The organism is Lacticaseibacillus porcinae, from assembly GCF_003946305.1.
GTDB lineage: Bacteria > Bacillota > Bacilli > Lactobacillales > Lactobacillaceae > Lacticaseibacillus > Lacticaseibacillus porcinae.
The window spans coordinates 161,319-180,486 of sequence record NZ_RHNS01000001.1; the positions used below are offsets into that span (position 1 = coordinate 161,319).

The 19,168-nt window shown below is 47.3% G+C and carries 17 protein-coding genes and 1 pseudogene; 5 read left to right on the forward strand and 13 right to left on the reverse strand.

What is annotated here, in order from left to right:
- Positions 1 to 25 precede the first annotated feature (25 nt).
- From EKM92_RS00730 to EKM92_RS00755, 6 genes and pseudogenes are all read right to left on the reverse strand, one after another.
- A pseudogene (locus EKM92_RS00730) lies at positions 26 to 229 on the reverse strand (lipopolysaccharide assembly protein LapA domain-containing protein); the annotation flags it as partial.
- An 8-nt stretch (positions 230 to 237) separates the two neighbouring features.
- A complete protein-coding gene (locus EKM92_RS00735; RefSeq protein ID WP_125706901.1) occupies positions 238 to 1,020 on the reverse strand; it encodes an SDR family NAD(P)-dependent oxidoreductase in 783 nt (260 codons plus the stop codon).
- The gene (gene rnz, locus EKM92_RS00740) at positions 1,007 to 1,957 is read right to left on the reverse strand and encodes a ribonuclease Z (protein WP_125706903.1); all 951 of its coding nucleotides are present in this window, start codon (positions 1,955 to 1,957) and stop codon (positions 1,007 to 1,009) included. The genes EKM92_RS00735 and rnz overlap by 14 nt, the downstream gene beginning before the upstream one ends.
- A 146-nt stretch (positions 1,958 to 2,103) precedes the next feature.
- Positions 2,104 to 4,053: an acyltransferase family protein gene (locus EKM92_RS00745; RefSeq protein WP_125706905.1), complete on the reverse strand. Its 1,950-nt coding sequence runs from the start codon at positions 4,051 to 4,053 to the stop codon at positions 2,104 to 2,106.
- Between the two features lie 25 nt (positions 4,054 to 4,078).
- Entirely contained in the window at positions 4,079 to 5,362 is a 1,284-nt protein-coding gene (gene obgE / locus EKM92_RS00750; protein ID WP_125706907.1) for a GTPase ObgE, read from the reverse strand.
- 191 nt (positions 5,363 to 5,553) lie between these two features.
- The gene (locus EKM92_RS00755; protein ID WP_125706909.1) at positions 5,554 to 6,642 is read right to left on the reverse strand and encodes a DUF871 domain-containing protein; all 1,089 of its coding nucleotides are present in this window, start codon (positions 6,640 to 6,642) and stop codon (positions 5,554 to 5,556) included.
- Positions 6,643 to 6,826: 184 nt separating this feature from the next.
- Here EKM92_RS00755 and EKM92_RS00760 point away from each other — a divergent pair, with 184 nt between their 5' ends.
- Genes EKM92_RS00760 through EKM92_RS00770 form a run of 3 tightly spaced genes read left to right on the forward strand, consistent with a single transcriptional unit; the run spans position 6,827 to position 10,442 of the window.
- On the forward strand, positions 6,827 to 7,570 hold the full coding sequence (locus tag EKM92_RS00760; protein WP_125706911.1) for a DeoR/GlpR family DNA-binding transcription regulator: 744 nt from the start codon (positions 6,827 to 6,829) through the stop codon (positions 7,568 to 7,570).
- A gap of 1 nt (position 7,571) precedes the next feature.
- On the forward strand, positions 7,572 to 8,489 hold the full coding sequence (pfkB, locus tag EKM92_RS00765; protein ID WP_125706913.1) for a 1-phosphofructokinase: 918 nt from the start codon (positions 7,572 to 7,574) through the stop codon (positions 8,487 to 8,489).
- 9 nt (positions 8,490 to 8,498) lie between these two features.
- Positions 8,499 to 10,442 (forward strand): PTS fructose transporter subunit IIABC, encoded by a 1,944-nt coding sequence (locus EKM92_RS00770; RefSeq protein ID WP_125706916.1) that lies wholly within the window; start codon positions 8,499 to 8,501, stop codon positions 10,440 to 10,442.
- A gap of 43 nt (positions 10,443 to 10,485) precedes the next feature.
- Here the strand turns inward: EKM92_RS00770 and EKM92_RS00775 are convergent, their stop codons facing one another.
- The gene (locus EKM92_RS00775) at positions 10,486 to 10,986 is read right to left on the reverse strand and encodes a GNAT family N-acetyltransferase (RefSeq protein WP_125706918.1); all 501 of its coding nucleotides are present in this window, start codon (positions 10,984 to 10,986) and stop codon (positions 10,486 to 10,488) included.
- A 114-nt stretch (positions 10,987 to 11,100) separates the two neighbouring features.
- Here EKM92_RS00775 and EKM92_RS00780 point away from each other — a divergent pair, with 114 nt between their 5' ends.
- Complete coding sequence (locus EKM92_RS00780; RefSeq protein WP_225420686.1) at positions 11,101 to 11,589, forward strand: GNAT family N-acetyltransferase; 489 nt, start codon at positions 11,101 to 11,103, stop codon at positions 11,587 to 11,589.
- Positions 11,590 to 11,639: 50 nt separating this feature from the next.
- Here the strand turns inward: EKM92_RS00780 and EKM92_RS00785 are convergent, their stop codons facing one another.
- Positions 11,640 to 12,530, reverse strand: coding sequence for a TMEM175 family protein (locus tag EKM92_RS00785; RefSeq protein WP_164509850.1), 891 nt, complete (start codon positions 12,528 to 12,530; stop codon positions 11,640 to 11,642).
- Positions 12,531 to 12,619: 89 nt separating this feature from the next.
- Between EKM92_RS00785 and EKM92_RS00790 the strand changes: the two genes are divergently transcribed.
- On the forward strand, positions 12,620 to 13,261 hold the full coding sequence (locus EKM92_RS00790; protein ID WP_164509851.1) for an MmcQ/YjbR family DNA-binding protein: 642 nt from the start codon (positions 12,620 to 12,622) through the stop codon (positions 13,259 to 13,261).
- Between the two features lie 39 nt (positions 13,262 to 13,300).
- Here EKM92_RS00790 and uvrC read toward each other — a convergent pair whose 3' ends face one another.
- The 5 genes from uvrC to EKM92_RS00815 all read right to left on the reverse strand — a co-directional run bounded on the left by uvrC (position 13,301) and on the right by EKM92_RS00815 (position 19,081).
- Complete coding sequence (gene uvrC, locus EKM92_RS00795; protein WP_125706924.1) at positions 13,301 to 15,088, reverse strand: excinuclease ABC subunit UvrC; 1,788 nt, start codon at positions 15,086 to 15,088, stop codon at positions 13,301 to 13,303.
- Between the two features lie 49 nt (positions 15,089 to 15,137).
- Positions 15,138 to 16,235: an MFS transporter gene (locus EKM92_RS00800; RefSeq protein WP_125706926.1), complete on the reverse strand. Its 1,098-nt coding sequence runs from the start codon at positions 16,233 to 16,235 to the stop codon at positions 15,138 to 15,140.
- A gap of 117 nt (positions 16,236 to 16,352) precedes the next feature.
- Positions 16,353 to 17,096, reverse strand: a complete 744-nt coding sequence (locus EKM92_RS00805; RefSeq protein ID WP_056962287.1) for an amino acid ABC transporter ATP-binding protein — start codon at positions 17,094 to 17,096, stop codon at positions 16,353 to 16,355.
- The gene (locus EKM92_RS00810) at positions 17,089 to 18,546 is read right to left on the reverse strand and encodes an ABC transporter substrate-binding protein/permease (protein WP_420812548.1); all 1,458 of its coding nucleotides are present in this window, start codon (positions 18,544 to 18,546) and stop codon (positions 17,089 to 17,091) included. The genes EKM92_RS00805 and EKM92_RS00810 overlap by 8 nt, the downstream gene beginning before the upstream one ends.
- 118 nt (positions 18,547 to 18,664) lie before the next feature.
- On the reverse strand, positions 18,665 to 19,081 hold the full coding sequence (locus tag EKM92_RS00815; RefSeq protein WP_164509852.1) for a DUF805 domain-containing protein: 417 nt from the start codon (positions 19,079 to 19,081) through the stop codon (positions 18,665 to 18,667).
- Between the last annotated feature and the right edge of the window lie 87 nt (positions 19,082 to 19,168).

Sequence of the window (19,168 nt, forward strand, 5' to 3'; positions counted from 1 at the left end):
TCTGCCACAGTTACTTTTTAGGGGATTTAGGTTTGCTGCCCCAACTTTTTGATGCAAGCCAAGCAATGACGGCACCGATCAAAACAGAAACTACGATCACCACAATCAGCGGCCAATGCACCATCGCGCCAAAGAAATTAACTGTGACGCTTTGTCCATTTAACAACGCAAAAATAATTAACACTAAGGTTAAGACGATCCCAACGATCAAACGCTGTTGTTGTTTCATAACTTTGCCTACTTTCGATTAAACACGCCGCCTGCTAACCAATCACCAACATGTGGCATTAACGTATAGCCTTTGGCTGCAATTGCCATGAAGCGTGGCGCATTGATTTCACGCACTGAATGCCCCATTGCTTGTACAATGCGTTGGGCGAGGCGGTCAGGATCTAGCGCGATGGCTTGCACGCTGTGTTGATAAGCCGTCGCGTTGGCCACTTTAAAGAAGTTTGTATTGATAGGACCGGGGTTAACTGTGGTGACTTTCACCCCAAAAGGCTTTAATTCAAGTCGCAAACCGTTATCAAAGCCCACCACTGCAAACTTGGTCGCCGCATAAACTGCAGATTTCGGTGTCGCCATCAACCCTGCCATTGAAGCCACATTGATGATATGGCCAGCATGTTGATCGATCATCATGCGCCCTACCACTTGCGTCAAATACATTAACCCTAACACATTGGTGGCAAACATTTTTTGCACCACTTTGAAATCCGTATCAAGGGCATTTTCAAAGCGGCCGAAACCAGCTGCATTGACTAGCACATCAGGAATGCCGACTTCCTCACGCAGGCGCTTGACGCACGCATCAATGCTTGTGGGATCTGAGACATCAACGGCATATGCAAATGCAGGCCGTCCTGATAAAGCTGACGCTTGTGCTTGCACATGGCGCAAAGCCACAAGATTGCGGGCAAGCACCACGACAGTTGCGTGTTTGCGCGCGGCTTGTAAGGCGATTGCTTTGCCCAAACCAGACGACCCGCCGGTGACCACCACAATTTTATTGGTTAACATGACCGTTCTCCTTGGCAAAAGGCACATCAATGGCTTCAAGATCATGCACCACATGGGTGTTAGGGAACACTTTTTGGGCAGATTTTTCTAACATCACCACACCTTTGCCTAAGTATCGCGCGGAAATGTGATTCAGCAACAATCTCTTGGCACCGGCGTCATGCGCTAAATGCGCGGCTTGCAAGTTCGTTGCATGATAATATTGCCGAGCAAGCTTTGCTTCGTCAGGGCCAAAGGTGCTTTCATGGACCAACACATCCACGTCTTTGGCTAAGCTTAAGGTATGCGGTGTTTTACGGGTATCCCCTAAAATCGCTAACGTACGACCAGGTTGTGCCGGACCGATGAAATCTTGACCGTTGACAACGCGGCCATCTGCTAAAGTCACGGTTTTGCCAGCTTTGAGTTGCCCATACACAGGACCGCTAGGAATCCCTGCGGCTTTAACTTTGTCGACCAGCAAGACCCCTTCATGTGCTTTTTCTTCAATGCGATAGCCGAAGCTTAAGATCCGGTGATCTAACGTGTCAAACGATACCTTAAACGTGGTATCTTCAAAAATCACCCCAGGGTTAGACAATAATTTGAAATTCAATTTATAAGGTAAGCGAGTTTGGGTCACTTGTAGGCTGGTGCGGACAAAACGTTCAATGCCTTCAGGGCCGTAAATCGTCAGCGGTTCTTCACCGCCTTGATTCGCACGACTCGCCAAAAAGCCTGGCAACCCAAAAATATGGTCGCCATGTAAATGCGTAATAAAAATTTTGGTGACTTTACGAGGACGGATCGCCGTTTTTAAAATTTGATGTTGGGTGCCTTCGCCGCAGTCAAACAACCACACCTCGTTGCGTTCATCTAACAGCTTCAAAGCTAAGCTTGACACATTGCGCGTTTTGCTTGGAGAACCTGCGCCGGTCCCTAAGAATTCAATTTCCATGGTGTCCTTCCTTCATTTAATAGTTATGTTTTGATGACTGACGTTAAACGCAACGCCAGCTCACGATTATCGATACAACAAATTAGTATACCATACCCACTCAAGGCATAAGAAAACGGGACCTTATTTCTGTCCCGTTTTGTGAGTTATTGCACCAATGCTTTGACAATTAAGCTAGCGTAATAAGGATTCCCAGTTGGATTCATATGCACTTGATCGCGATAGAACCAATCAGGATGACCATTGGCAGTGCCATACCAATCGATCACATGTAAATTGTGATATTGCGTGGCTTTTTGCTTCAATTGGGCATTCACTTGATTTTGCCAAGTGCGGGTCGGCACATGGACATTGATCCAGTAAACTTGCCGCTTGTCGCCGATGATCGCCATCATTTTATCAAAGTCACCATTGGAAAATGGGCCATTGGTCCCAAGGCCGATCAACACTTGGTTGGCTAATACCCCAGTATCAGCATAATGTTGCACGGTGCCGATCGTCGCAACCATTTGCCGCGATACGGCCGCGTCAACAAAAGCATGTGGCATCAGTTTTTGCAACAACGGCTTGCCATCAAGCATCACCGAATCCCCGATCGCTGTGACTTGCAAGGTTTGGGCTTTTTGCAATTGCACTTGCGTCAAGCCATACTTTTCAAACTCAGTATTGACTGGATGGGTTTTGGCTTTGGATTCTTCGGCAGCACTTTGTGATTGTGACAAACTGATCGACGCCGAACGGTTCTTCGCTGCTTTCAAGCTAGCCGCATTTTGTTGACGGGCTTTTTTTTCAGCAGTTTTTTGTTGTTTGGCATCAGTTTTGTTTTTTTGCAGCTGCTTGGCTAATGGTGACGTATCAGCAGTCGATTTCGCTGACGGCGCCATGACGACACCAGCCATCCCAATGATCAAAATCACCGCTGCAAGCAATGGCACAATGCGTTGCGCGCCATGAGTGCGGCCACGAACCAGATCCAATAAGAACTGCCGCGTTTGGTGATAGTCGAAATGTGCTAGTGGGGTTTCAATGTAGCGATAGCTCAACTCGCTGATCACCACGATCAACACAGCTTCGACGATCGGATATAACAACGGGTGATCGGCGATGTTGCCAAATCGCGTTTCAAAAAAGATCATCACTGGGAATTGATACAAATATAGGCCATAAGACCGCTTGCCGACCCAAGTGAAGAAAGGATTCGTCAAAAACCGATCAAAATGTGCACCAGGATGTGCGACTACTGCGACTAGCAACGTCGCTAACAAGGAAAAGATGAACATCCCGCCTTGATACAGAAATGACGACTGGGCATCTAAGGCAAACATTAAGATCAACATCCCAACACTTGCCACCACACCGATCCCGTCTAAAACCCGCGATTGCTGGCGACCAATATGTTCTGACAAATGCACCGACGGCCAAATGAAGGCCAACGCTGCCCCTAACAAAATCGAAAACGCTCGGGTATCTGTCCCGTAATACAACCGACTCGGATCTGCTTGCGGACTGGTCATGGTGAGATGATACAAAATAAACATCCACACCGCTGACACGACTGCCAACAACATCACGACATTAAAGATCCTGCCGCGATTTTTCACCAGTAACACCAGCCCTAGCACCAGAAACGGCCAAATCAAGTAATACTGTCCTTCAATCGACAACGTCCACAAATGGGTGAACGGCGATTCGTTATTGGCAAATCGCGTAAAATATGAGTCGCCATGGGCAATTTGAAACCAGTTGTACACATAAAACAAATTCGACAACACCATCAAGTGCAAGTTGTGTAAAAAGTTATGCGCAAACAATGCGATATACGCGCTGGTCGCAAACAACACCGCGATCAATCCTGGATAAAGTCGCCGGATCCGTTTGAGGAAAAAGGTTTTAAAGTCGATTTTTCCCGTTCGATCCAACTGCAACAACAGGCCATCAGTGATCAAATACCCAGAAACCGCCATGAAAATTGGCACCCCGAGATACCCGCCACGAAAAATATCTGGCCGGAGGTGATACAAAATCACCATTAATACCCCAATGGTACGCAATCCGTCAAAGCCTGTGATGTAACGCCTTGGTTTACTGCGTTTCATCGCCAAATCAACACCCCATTAAAACTTACTCCACAAATTCAAAGGTGAAATCATCGATGGCAACCATATCACCTTGTTCTGCGCCAGCTTCACGCAGCGCATCATCAACACCTAAACGCCGTAATTGACGCGCAAAGCGCACCACGCCATCGTCGTGATCCAAGTTTGCCATCGCAAAAACACGTTCAAGCGCTTTGCCTGACAAAATGAAGGTCCCATCATCATCGCGTTCAACTTTGATCTTATCGGCATCGGCCAAGTATTCATAGTCGACTGTCGTTTCAGATTTCGGTGCAAACGCTGGTGCAGATTGCAAGGCAACGCTGGTGGCGCGCATCAATTCTTGGACACCAGTATGGGTAATACTAGAAATTTCATAGATATCTTCAGCCTTGACGCCTTCTTCAAGCAATTGGGCTTTGAAGGTTTCAAAGCGCTCTTGTGCGCCTGGCAAGTCAAGCTTGGTGGCAACGACTAATTGTGGACGTTCCAAGATCGTATCATCATAAGTCGCCAATTCTTGGCGGATCTGATGGTAATCATCAATCGGTTCGCGACCATCATCTGGATCCATTTCGACTAAATGTAAAATGACTCGTGTCCGTTCCACATGGCGCAGGAATTGGATCCCTAAACCGACTCCAGTTGATGCCCCTTCGATCAACCCAGGTAAATCAGCCATGACAAAATCATTGCCGTCATCTAGCTTCACCATTCCGAGGTTTGGCACCAAGGTGGTAAATTGATAAGCCGCGATTTTTGGTTTTGCAGAGGTCACCACTGACAAAAGGGTGGACTTCCCGACAGATGGGAAGCCGACTAACCCAACGTCAGCTAAAACTTTGAGTTCCAGTTGCACATAGCGATGGACCCCAGGTTCCCCATTTTCTGCGATTTCAGGGGCGGTGTTTTTTGGTGAAACAAAATGCACGTTCCCACGACCGCCGCGACCACCACGAGCAACTACTAATTCTTCACCAGGGTGAGTCAAGTCGCCGATCAATTCATGCGAATCTGCGTCAGTGACAGTGGTCCCAGCAGGCACCGCGACGCGCATGTCTTCGGCTTTGCGGCCATACATTTGCTTGCCTTGGCCGTTGCCACCAGACTTGGCTTTGAAGTGGCGTTGATAACGAAAATCCATCAATGTCCGCAAGCCTTCATCCACATAAAAAATAATACTCCCACCGCGGCCACCATCACCGCCTGCAGGGCCGCCGAATGGCACGAACTTTTCATGACGGAATGCCACCATCCCATCTCCGCCTTTTCCGGCTTGTACTTCAACTGTTACCTGATCGACAAACATAAAATCCTCCCTGGATGTCTTTTGCGACAATCCATCTATCATATCCGAGTTGCGCCAACCATGCAATGTTGGCAATCTGTCATCAGTATACCAGAAATGGCGGTCACGGCAAACAAGCGTGTGTATTTGTCATGTGTCAAGCATACAAAAACCCACAACATCACACACGATGCTGTGGGTCAAATGCTGAGTTAAGCTTCACTCATGCGGAAGCCGCTCCAAGGTTTTAAGTAACTTAATAAGAACAATTCATCAGGATGAATCTGGCCGACGACATTCACGCGACCATCATTAGGCATGGCTTGCAAGGCAATTTGAGTTTCACCTTTATATTGCCCGTAGCCGTTGTTGTCGATCAGCACATCCCCGCGTTTGATGTCAACGGTGTGATGCGGCGCAAAGTCGCGATCCGCATACTTCACACGCGTTTGTGTGGAACGCAACAAGTATTCAGAAGCATCGCCACGGTAGGAATGTTGATTGTCAAACAACAATTCTTTGTCGAGGTCAGTGGCTTCGGCGTCAGGAATCACTTTTAGCACCGGATATGGCGCCGTAAAGGCCTCATGCGCAGCTTTGAGTTCTGCTTCACTGGCATAAGCATTGCCGATGATAATGTCATCGATACTCCCTAATAATAGGTAATGTTTAACTTGTGTGGCAATTGGTAAGTCACGATGTGCTTCCAGTGAACATAACCCATCTTGCGTCGGCCAAGGTCCAAAGGTGGCAGCTTGTGAGTTGATGAACGCCGCTGTATTCAAGTTGTAATCGGTGTACATCTTCGTCGCCCGATCAAAAAATGCTTGGCCAAGGCCTGAGAAGCGATGAGGATAAAAGTTATGCGACCCCAACAAATTCTCACGGTTGGGATTGAAGCTCATGATGTTATCAATATAATGCGTCCCTTGTGACATATTGACTTCAATTTTAATGCCATATTCATTGCGCGTCATCGCTGCTTCTTCAGCACCAGTGAAACCAAGGTCCAAACGCACACCATACGCCCCAAGATCTTGGAAGAATTTCAAATTATCATAAGTGACACCAAGTTGCTTAAATAGCGCTGGGTTGATGTCGACCATCACTTCCATACCCAAGTCGTTAGCTTTGGTGATCACCTTCTTGAAACCAGCAACCACTTGGTCTTGATCGCCTTTGATTTCCAGAAGTGACGTGAACACACGCTTGAAGCCGTTAGCAGCCGCTAATTCTAAATAGGCTGCATCTTTTTCATATGTGGAGCGTTCGGGATAAACCGAGACACCTAATTTGCCCATAAAGCATTCCCCCTTAATACCAGTAGCGTACCATATTTGTACCCACAAATGAAAGGGTTTGCAGTAATTTGTGGGTACAAAAACGCAATTGAATGCTTCTGAACGATTTTTTGAATGTTTTTGAAAGAAAAGGCTTGCTTTTGACCGGTTGCTGCGTATACTAATGGTTGTGAGGTGAATGCAAATGCTTACAGAAGAACGACAGCGCTTTATCTTAGAACAACTGGAACAAACACCAGTCGTTAAATTGAAAGATCTGATGACGGCTTTAGGCGCTTCTGAATCCACCATCCGCCGTGATCTCGGCGAACTAGAAGACGCTGGTAAACTCCGCCGCATCCATGGTGGTGCCGAACGCTTACCCCAAACTAAAAGCGAACCTAGCGTTCAAGAAAAAGCCACGCAACATTTAACTGCTAAAGCACAAATTGCCAAAGCAGCAGCAGCGATGGTGCCAGCGCATGCTTGCATTTTCTTAGATGCTGGCACCACCACGGCGCAAATGATCCCAATGCTAGCCGGCCGCGATGTGACTGTCGTGACCACTGGCGTTGATAATGCCTCGGCATTAGCGGATGCCAACATCGAAGCTTACATATTAGGCGGCAAAATCAAATCTGCCACCAAAGCAACGGTTGGTGCAGAAACGGTCAGCGGGTTGCAAAAACGTCATTTCGATTATGCCTTCTTAGGCACTAACGGCATTCATCCAAAATTCGGTTTGACCACGCCAGACGCTGAAGAAGCCGTCGTCAAAACCACTGCGATCAATCAATCCCACACCGCTGTGGTTTTGGCCGATGCGAGCAAATTTGGTGAAGTTTCCAATGCCTTATTCGCCAAAATCAATCAAGTCGTGATTTTAACCCCATCACTTGCGCAATTATCACCGGTTTACGCCGATTACCCTAATATTCAGGAGGTCTAACATGCTTTACTCCATTACTTTAAATCCTTCCATTGATTACGTTATCGGCCTGCCTAAGCTAGAACTTGGCTTAGTCAACAGGCTTGAATCTGATCACAAACTCCCAGGTGGCAAAGGCATCAACGTCTCACGCATTCTCGAACAACTTGGCCTGCCATCGATTGCTTTAGGCTTTGCCGGTGGGTTTACCGGGAAGTTTTTACAAGATCGTCTTGCCGCCCTTGGCTTGAAAACTGATTTCACCAAAGTTGCCGACGACACCCGCATCAACGTCAAACTCAAAGCGGATCAAGAAACTGAACTCAACGCCGCTGGTCCGACGATTCGTCCAGATGAAGTCAACGCCTTTCGTTCCAAACTGAAACATCGCCTGCAAAAAGGTGATGTGGTGGTGATGGCAGGATCGCTACCTGCAGGCTTGCCCGAAACCTTCTACCGCGATTTGATCCCTGACATTCAAGCCGCTGGCGCAGATTTCGTGATCGACACCACTGGTCAAGCATTGCTGGATACTTTAGCGGATCATCCTTATGTCGTTAAACCTAATCACCATGAACTCGCGGAACTCTTCGGCGATGCTGAATATCAAAGCTTTGAAGCAACTGCTGAAGCCGGTCGCAAATTGTTAGGCCTTGGCGCGCAACATGTGTTAGTTTCAATGGCTGGCAAAGGCGCCTTGATGATCACCAAAGACGCTGCTTATCACGGCTTCTGCAAACCAGACAAAGTGCAGAACTCTGTCGGTGCTGGCGATTCAATGTTAGCCGGCTTCACTGGCACGCTGGCCCAAACTAACGACGCGATCGAAGCATTCAAAATGGCGTTAGCTTGCGGCTCTGCCACTGCTTTTTCCATCGATTTAGCCGACAAAGCCAAAATCGATGCCGTTTATCAAACCATTACTGTCGAAAAACTTTAGGAGGACCTCATGGACATTCGAGAATTACTACTTAAAGACGTCATGATCATGGATCTCAAAGCCACTGATAAAGCTGGTGTGATCGATGAAATGACTGCCAAGTACCAAGAACAAGGTATTATTGATAATTTAGACTTGTATCGCGCCGACATTTTAAAACGTGAAGCAGAATCCACCACTGGTATCGGTGATGGCATCGCGATGCCTCATGCTAAAGACGCTGCGGTTAAGCGCGCCACGGTATTATTTGCCAAAAGTAATGCAGGTGTTGACTTCAACGCCTTAGATGGCCAGCCAGTACACTTGTTCTTCATGATCGCCGCTCCTGAAGGCGCCAACAACACGCACTTGCAAGCCCTCGCCGCTTTAAGTAGTTTATTGATCAATCCAGATTTAGTCGCGGCTTTGAAGCAAGCGCAAACACCTGACGACGTGCAAAAACTGTTTTCTGATGCACAAGCGGCTAAAGAGGCAAAAGACAAAGCCGATGAGGAAGCTGAACAAGCAAAAGTCCAAGCTGCCGCTGCCGCAACCTCCCCTGCTGATCGCCCTTATATCGTCGCCGTCACTGCTTGCCCAACTGGCATCGCCCATACTTATATGGCTGAAGCCGCTTTGAAAGAAACTGCTGAAAAAATGGGTGTCGACATCAAAGTCGAAACCAACGGCTCTGAAGGTGTGAAGCACTTGCTTTCAAGCGCTGAAATTGCCAAAGCTGAAGGGGTCATCATCGCTGCCGACAAAAAAGTGGAAATGGCGCGTTTTGATGGCAAACATTTATTGAACCGTCCAGTGATCGACGGCATCAAAAAGCCTGAAGAATTGATTCAAGAAACTTTGGATCAAAAAGGTTCGATTTATCACGCTGAAGGCGGTGCAGTTGCGCAAGCTGATGACGGCGAACAAAAGAGCACTTGGAACAAGATCTACCAAGACCTCATGAATGGTGTGTCTAACATGTTACCATTCGTTGTCGGCGGTGGGATCATCATGGCGCTGAGTTTCTTATTTGAAAACTGGTTCGGCGCCCACTCCATGGCCTTCACTTTCACCAACAACTTAGGGAACTACGCCTTCTCCTTCTTAGTTCCAGTGTTAGCCGCGTATATCGCCGTTTCGATTGGCGATCGTCCAGCCTTGATGCCAGGGTTTGTCGGCGGTTATATGGCGACATTAGCCGCTGCTTCTGTGGTTAAAGCGCAAAACCCTGCCGGTTTTATCGGCGGCCTTGCTGCTGGGTTCATTGCTGGTTGGATGATCGTTGGCTTAAAGAAGTTATTTGCCGGCTTACCACATTCACTTGACGGTTTGAAAACCATTTTGATCTATCCAGTCATCGGCTTGGCATTGATGGGTTTGATCATGTTCTTCATCGTCAACCCGATTTTTGCCGCGATCAACGGTGCATTGATCGGCTTCTTGGAAGGCATGGGCACAGGGAATGCAATCATCGTCGGTGTGATTTTAGCCGCGATGATGTCCATCGATATGGGCGGTCCCTTCAACAAAGCGGCTTACACTTTTGCCATTGGGATCTACCAAGCCTCTAACTTTAAAGATGGTCGCTGGATGGCGGCGGTCATGATCGGCGGGATGATCCCACCTTTGGCCATTGCCATTGCCTCCACCTTCTTCCCCAAGAAATTCACTGCCACTGAACGTAACTCTGGGATCACCAACTATGTCTTAGGTTTAACCTTCATCACTGAAGGCGCGATCCCATTTGCTGCGACTGATCCAGTCCACATTATCGGCTCTTCTGTCATCGGTTCTGCAATTGCCGGTGGTTTGACGCAACTTTGGCATGTGAACGTTCCTGCGCCTCATGGTGGGATCGTCGCGTTAGCTTTGACCAATCAAAAGTTCGGCTTCATCATGTCATTAGTCATTGGTGCTGTGATCGCCGGGGTCATCTTAGGGATCTGGCGTCCAGTTGCTAAAGAAAATGCTTAATCATGAGCATTATAAAAAATCCACCTTTTGCGAGGTGGATTTTTTATAGTTTTAATTCATAAGTGCGCGAAGCGATCCCGGTTGGTGGATACATCACATCGCCGATATAGCTGAAGCCCAGTTTTTCGATCACATGTCGTGACGCAAGATTTGCGGGTTGATGTCCGGCGATCAAGTGGTCTGCATGCAATTGTTCACGAGCAAACTGAATCACTTGCCGTGCGGACTCAGTGGCGATGCCTTGATGCCAGTATTTTGGCCGCAAGTGATAACCGAGTTCGTAAGTCCCTGGGCGTTGCTGGTGCAACCCACAAACACCGATGAAATCCCCTGTCAGCGTGAACAATGGCCAGTATTCAACTGCATCGTTTTGTTCACTGTCACATTCAAATTGTAATCGTGCTTTGATCATGCCAGGACTGAAGCCATTTTTGGAAATCAGCGCGGTAACTTGAGAATCTCCCCACAAAACTTGTGCTTGTGGCAAATCTTTCAGATGCCAATGATCAAAGCGGAAACGATTGGTTGAAGCTGGAACTTGCATATGATCGCCTCTTTAAGAAATTGCATCGAGCATATCACGGTTACGGTTCGATGACAACGCTATCTTCGTCATGCGACTATGTTATACTAGCGTCATCGTGAAAGGAAGTTTGTAATGAATATTCGCTATGAAAAAATGGATGCCTGGCAAGACCAAGCCAGAACCTTCTTCAAAGATCACTGGCAAAGCGACACCATGGTGGTTTCCTCTGGTGAATATCACCTAGCTGATCTCAACGGCATCGTCGCCATCACTGAAACCAATGAAGTGGTGGGCTTGATCACTTATACCGTCCACGGCAACGCCATGGAAATTGTCTCGTTGAATTCTGTGCAGCCTAATCAAGGCATCGGTACCAAGTTAATGGCGGCCGCTGAAGCTCGTGCCCAAGCCACTGGCCTCACCAAAATGGTCGCCACCACCACCAACGACAATCTCGAAGCCATGCGTTTTTATCAAAAACACGGCTACCGCTTTGCCAAGGTGATCCGCGGTTCTGTGGATACTGCCCGCACCCTGAAGCCAACAGTTCCTGAAATCGGCAATGATGGCATTCCCATCCATGATGAATTATTGATGAATAAAGATCTCCCACGTTTGTAAATCAAGTAAAATGTCCTGATCGCTGAGTTGACGATCAGGACATTTTTAAATTAATGGCGATTTTCGCGTTTCCCATGGCGATCGTTACGATGATAATCAGCAAACCAATCTCTCAATTGGGCTTGTTGTTCCGGCGTTGAGCGCCCATAACGTTGCAAGATCCGTTCACGTTTACGCGGATCGATACTTTGATCCAACCAATGTTGCCAATTGACCGTCGGCGTTTGTGCCATGTCGTCAGTTTTTGACTCACCACGAGTATTCATGATCGCTTGTTGCGCCTTGCGGAAATCTTTTAACTCGCTAGTATTGAACGCTGCGACATCTTGTTGTTGTTCTTCAGGTAAAGTTTCGACATCATACATTTCTTGTCGCGCTTGGGCATTCAAGAAGAAAGTCAAAATCGGATAAGCTAAGTAAAACACCAACGCGATTTTGGGGAGGAACCACGCAACGACAAGATCCCATGTCGCTAAAGCATCAAGCCATAAGTTGGCATTGCCATAGATTTTTTGGTAAACCTTTTGCATGGCGTCTTTGTCGTCATATTGCAAGTGGACGATGATCCGAGACAAATAGCGAAACATCATATTCACCAGAAATTGCAAGCCACCATAAGCAAGCACCGTGATGCGGGTAGTGTTGGCAGTCATCATATTGGTGAACAATGGCATCAAGGCCAAAAACGCAAGAAAGATCAAATCAAAAATCACGATGCGATAGGTGATGGTTTCAATTTCGGCAAACACAGTGGCATGCTGATACCAAATGTTGGCCACGAAAATGAAACTGATCAAAAAAATCCCGATATGTTTGCCTAACACCAAATAATTCGCCCATGAATCATGGAGTACTGGCGCGATGTTTAACACCATGATGGTAATGATCACCGCCATGATGCCATCAGCAAAGGCATCCAAACGACTTTTAATTTTCTCCAAGACTGCATCACTCCTCTGATAAATCATGCCGTATTTTACGCGTGAACATCGTGACTTGCAAGTGATACAATAATTTCATGATGAATAATTTGATCGATCCTTTATTTAAAAACTGGCATGCGAATGCGGCTGCCTTGAAAAAATACGGTTTTGTCAATGGCAAGTGGTCCACGACCTTGATGCCTGACTTCACATTGAGAGTTGCCGTGCTTGGTGATACCGTCTCTTGTACGGTATTCGACGAAGCCGCCCAAGCGCCTTACACCTTGTTTTTGCAGCCGTCAGCAACTGGTGCGTTTGTGGCAAAAGTACGAGCAACAGTGATCGCGACGCTCACTGATATGCGTGATGCTTGCTTTACGCAAGGCTCCGTCTACCACCAAGCACAAACCCTTGAACTCATTGACAAAATTGCCCAAGTTTATGACTTAACGCCAGAATTTTTATGGGCAAAGTTTCCGACCAATGCCGTTTTTCGCCGCACCGATTCTAAGAAATGGTTTGCCGCGATCCTCACGGTGCAGCCTGACCGCATCAACCGTACCGGCAAAAAGCCGCTTGAGATCTTGGACTTACGCATGGCCGACCCCCTTCAAGTCGATGGCATCAACTACTTACCAGGCTATCACATGAATAAGAAAAGCTGGTTTACTGTCGTTTTAGATGGTGCCGTCTCAACTGAACAATTAATGACGTTGATGGCGACTAGCTATCAGCTCGCCGCCAAATAAAATGATCCGCAACTGACACAGTTGCGGATCATTTTTGCATTAGTCACCTTGCAGTGATACTTTCACCGCTTGGGCCACCGTCTTAGAAATTCCTAGTGCCTGAATGTCTTCAACGCTAGCTTCTTTAATGTGATTGACAGTTTTGAATGCTTTGAGCAACTTCACCCGAGTGCGTGGTCCCACACCAGTGATTGTTTCCAAGCGCGAAGCTAAAGAATTCTTATTGCGGAGTTGCCGATGGAAAGTGATGGCAAAGCGGTGCACTTCTTCTTGGATCCGTTCCAACAAGTAAAAGCCTTGAGATTTCGGATCGAGATCGCGCGGTTCATCCCAGTCCCCAAATAACAACGCCGCGGTCTTATGCTTGTTGTTTTTGACCATGCCAGCAACTGGAATATCAAGGTTTAATTCGTTTTCCAACACGTCTTTGGCGGCGTTCATTTCGATCGTCCCGCCATCCATTAAAATCAGATCTGGCAAAGCAGCGTGTTCTTTCAACAAACGCGAATAACGGCGACGGATCACTTCGCGGGTGTTGGCATCTTCGTTAGCGGAATGGTCCCCTTCGTCTTGTGCCAGTTTATATTTGCGGTAGTTAGTTTTCTCTGGTTGCCCATCGACATATTGCACCATCGCCGAAACCGGATCTGCCCCTTGAATATGCGAGTGGTCAAAAGCTTCCATCACATGCCCATGCGGCAACCCTAACGCATCAAAAATTTCATTATTAGCGCCAACTGTGGTGCGATTGTCTAATTCAAGCAAGCGGAACTTCTCTTCCAGCTTGAGTTGGGCGTTTTGATGGGCAAGATCCATCAACGATTTCTTCTCGCCACGCTGCGGGATCCGCACTGGAATATTCAAGGCCGATTCTAATAAGTCAGCGTCAATGCCTTTAGGAACCAGCACTTCTTTAGGTTGGACCGCATTTTTACGTTGGTAGAACTGCAAAATAAACGATTCGAATTCTTCATCAGCCGAACCCGTGATCGGAAACAAGCGACTTTCCCGCTTCATCAACCGTGCTTGGCGAATGAAGAAGATCTGAATCGACAACCAGCCTTTGTCCATGTAAAAGTTGAAAATATCCCGCTGAGTTTTGTCATTGGAAATGATTTTTTGCTTTTCAACGGTGATGTCGATGTATTTAAGTTGGTCGCGAATTTCTGCGGCACGTTCAAATTCCAAATTTTCTGCTGCTGTCGTCATTTGATGATTCAATTGCTTGACGATTTTAGCCGTGTTGCCATCTAAGAAACTTTTGATCTTGACGATTTGCGCATCATATTCGGCTTTGGGGACTTCTCGCCAGCACGCCCCGAGACATTGACCCATATGATAATACAAACATGGCCGGCCTTGATAGCCATTGCAGCGCCTGAGTGGATAGACCTTTTGCAAAAAATGCATGGTTTCTTGTGCCGCATAAACATTCGGATAAGGGCCAAAGTAATAGGCGTTGTCTTTTTTAATGTCACCGGTGATCTCCATTTTCGGATCGCGTTCATTGGTGATCTTGATATAAGGATAGCCGGTACCTTTTTTCAGTTTGATGTTGTAGTAAGGTTGCCACTTTTGAATCAAGGTGATTTCCAGCAAAAACGCTTCTTTGTCACTGGAAGTCACAATGTAATCAAAATCGGCAATATTAGACACCAACTGGGCAGTTTTGCCATCATGTGAAGATTTGAAGTAGCTGCGGACACGGTTCTTCAAGTTCTTGGCTTTACCCACATAAATAATTTTGCCATTGACGTCTTTCATTTGATAACTGCCTGGCAAATCAGGTAATAACGCTAATTTGTGTTCAATGTGTTCTGACGCCACGTTCTTGCCTCCCACAAACAATTGTTTGCTTACTATTGTACTCAATTGTTTAAGGCGCCGCAACCTGCAGGCGGCGACGCAATGCCAGCAAGCCGAACACCAACGCGGTACCTGTCAATTCCCACAACCGTTGACTGATGTTCAAGGAACTGAAAATAAATGGCGACACCAATTGCCCAGCAAACACCATCGCATAGCCGATACTCAACGCATGGTCGCGATCAGCTGGTGAAGTTTGCGCGATGACCCGTTCGTTGAACACCGGCATCGCCATCGCAACGCCAAGGCCGGCAAACATCATCGTTAAAATCGGCAACCGCAACAATAAACAACTGCCTGCTAGCACCAGATCCGCGAAAATCGTGATCAGTTTTCGCTGCGGTGACGCCTTGATGTGAGCATAATTCATCCCCACCACCAACGCTTCTGCTGAGACCCCTGCCATCAATATCCCCGCATGCGCAGGATTTGAATCATGTAACCACGTTTGATAATAAAATGGAACGGTGGTCGGGATCACAAAGTATAACGCATTCCAAAAGAGATTCAAGCCATAAGTGATGGCGAGTCGACCAGTCAGTTTAAAGCTTTTGTCGCGGTTTGTTGAAGTACTTGGCCTTTCAGGCAACCACCGCCAAATTAAAATCACCGGCACGATGGCACTGCCATACAAGGCAAACACCCAATGCCAATCGAAACTCACCAACCAACCTGCTAGCGATACGGCGCACACCGTTCCAGCAGAAGTGACTGCCGATGCCCAACCTAACAGTTGCCGCCGCGTCGACGCTTCTGGATAATGTTCGCCGATCAAGCTGATCGCCGGTCCCGCAAATAAACTCAGGCCAAAACCTGAAATTAACCGCGCGATCGCTAATCCAACGAAAGGCATCGCCATCAATGGTAATAACCCGCCGATCAAATAAATCAACAAACCGACTAAGACTTGTTGTTTCTTAGTCCCAGGTAAACGCCTGCTGATGAACAGCATCACAAGCAACGACGCAGAAGGCAACGTGAGCAACGATTGGATCCAAAATGCTGAAATGTCAGGGTAACTGTGTTGAATTGCTGGCAACGCAGGTGCCAACATCGCACCAGTTAACACGGTAAAAAACGATAACGACAAAATCGCAACTTTTTTCATGCAGGCCTCCTTGCCCTGCTCCCCCAAAACTTTGCCTTGAGTGTAACTGAAAAGTTCAAATTTGCCGAATTTGACGCATCAAAAAAACCGCCGATCACAATCAGCGGTTTTGAAAAATTATTGGGCCAACACTTTAGATAAGAAATCTTTGGTGCGGTCATGTTTTGGTGCCGTGAAGATTTGTTCAGGTTCGCCTTTTTCAGCGATCACACCTTGGTCCATGAACCAAACTTGATCGGCAGCTTCACGGGCAAAGCCCATTTCGTGAGTGACGATCACCATGGTCATCCCAGACTTGGCAAGATCTTGCATGACCTTCAACACTTCGCCGACCATTTCTGGATCAAGCGCAGAAGTCGGTTCATCAAACAACATCACGTCAGGTTCCATCGCTAAAGCACGGGCAATGGCCACACGTTGCATTTGACCACCTGACAAGCTCGTTGGATAAGCATCAGCTTTATCATCCAAGCCGACTTGCGTTAACAGTTCGTGGGCTTTCTTCGTGGCTGCGGCATCGTCTTGATTTTTGACCTTCATTGGTGCCAGCTTGATGTTTTCAAGTACCGTCATGTTCGGGAACAAGTTGAATTGCTGGAACACCATGCCCATTTTTTCACGGACTTTATCGAGTTCTTTTTCCGATAAGCCAACCAAGTTGGTGCCTTCAAATTCGATTTCACCGCTAGTCGGTTGGTTCAGTAAGTTCAAGCTCCGCAAAAACGTCGACTTACCACCACCAGAAGCACCGATCACGACAATAACGTCGCCTTGGTTGATGGTTTCGGTGATGTCGTTTAACACCACGTTGTCCCCGAATTTCTTGACCAAATGGTTGATTTGAATTAATGGTTTAGTCATGTTGCATCTTCCTTTCAAAATGCCCCAAGATCTTCGACAAGGTGAAGGTCAGGACGAAGTAAATCACCATAGCGACAAAGATCGGTGCGACCCCTTTATAAGTAGCGGTTTGAACGACCTTCAATTGATAGATCAAATCTGTGACCCCGATGATGGAAACAATTGATGATTCCTTGATCAAGGAAATAAATTCATTCCCTAAAGCTGGCCAAATGTTGCGAATAGCTTGTGGTAACACCACGCTAGTCATGGTTTGGCGAGTGGATAAGCCCAGTGAGCGCGCCGCTTCAGTTTGCCCAGTTGGGATCGAATCGATCCCAGAGCGAATGATTTCTGCGACATAAGCAGCAGAGTTCAACGATACCGCGATAATGCCGGCAGTTAACGCTGGCACATCGACAAACAACCCGATCCCAAAGTAAACGAACATCACTTGGATCATCAATGGCGTCCCACGAACAAATTCGATGTAAGCCACGGCGATGGTGTGCAAGACTTTGTTTTTGCCTAAACGCATCAACGCCATCAAGGTCCCGATCAATACCCCAAACACGACAGACACTGCGGTGATCAATAAGGTGTATTCGATCCCTTTAGCAAAGAACTTCCAGTAGTGGAACATGGACGTGTCGGCAGTGTTTTTGGTCATATAGTCGCCGGCAGTCTTGGTGTAAGACTTGATCAAGCCTTGCTTTTTGATCTCGTTGATCGACTTGTTAGCGGCTGCGACTAAACTGTCAGAACCTTTGGCAAAGCCGATCGCTTGACCGTTGGATTCAGGATCCAAAGTCCAGCCTGACTTCACGATGGCAAGTTGTTTGTCATGATCGACATATGCTTGCGCCACAGGATGTTCAGCTACGACGCCTTCGACTTTGTGAGACTTCAAGGCGAGGATCAAGTCCGTGACTTTCGTTAAGCCCAACAGCTTGGAGTCGGTCATTTTATCTTTGACCAAGTCCGCTTGCATGGAACCAGTTTGGGCGCCAACTTTCTTGCCGACAAAGCTTTCCGCGTTTTTATAAACTTTAGCATCCGCTTTGTTGACGATGATATCTTGGCTAGCTGTGTAGTAGATCTGTGAGAAATCCACACTTTGCTTACGTTCAGACGTTGGTGTCATCGCGGATAACACCATATCGACTTTATGAGTTTCCAAGCCGACTAACAACGAATCAAAGTCCATTTGTTTGACGACCAGCTTGACGCCGATGTCTGATGCAATTTTCTTCGCAATTTCCACGTCGATACCGACAACTTGGTTCTTGCCGTTTTTGTTCACCAGGAACTCATAAGGGGCGTAGTCTGGGCTGGTACCCATCACTAAGGTACCTTTGGCCTTGATCTTTGCCAAACTGTCATCTGCGGCGTGAACCGGTGAAGCGGCGACCCCCACAAACGCAACCATGGCAACGGCTAAAGCCATCAGCCAACGCATTAACTTTTTCAAAACTGAATTCCTCCCCAAATTTCTATAAGCCACACTATACACTAGTTTTGATTTTTATTCAACGAATATTCATACTTCTTCCAAAAAAATTCGCCGTGCAGTCACTCGACGAAAATGTTTACGCCTTCAACCGACTCGGCAAACTGCAGATCCCCCAGTTAACACCGATTACCACTACCGTCATTATCACAACCGGCATCGTCATTGATTCACATTGCAACCGGCTCAACCAAACGCGTAGCACCATAGCCAGTGGCCACCACACACCGGCATCACGATAACGCCGCACGGTCAAACTTAGCATCGGTAAGGTCCATAACCAAGCGAACCACCCCAACGCCAGGTCAAACAATGACAAGGTGAGTTGAACCCCCAATCCAGCTAATTGTACCCACCAATACTCGCAGCGTGTGCTACAGCCATTAAAATTAAAGCCATTCGCCCACAGTGCCATCACCGCCGCCGCTTCACGCACGCCATAATAGCGATTATGCGTCCGCTTGTAGATCGCCGGTGTGGTGATTTCTAAATGCATCCCCACCACCTCCAGCCATAGCTTAACAAGGATCGCCAAGGCGTCAAATTTGGCGTCAAAAAAACGTGCCATCTGATGATGGCACGT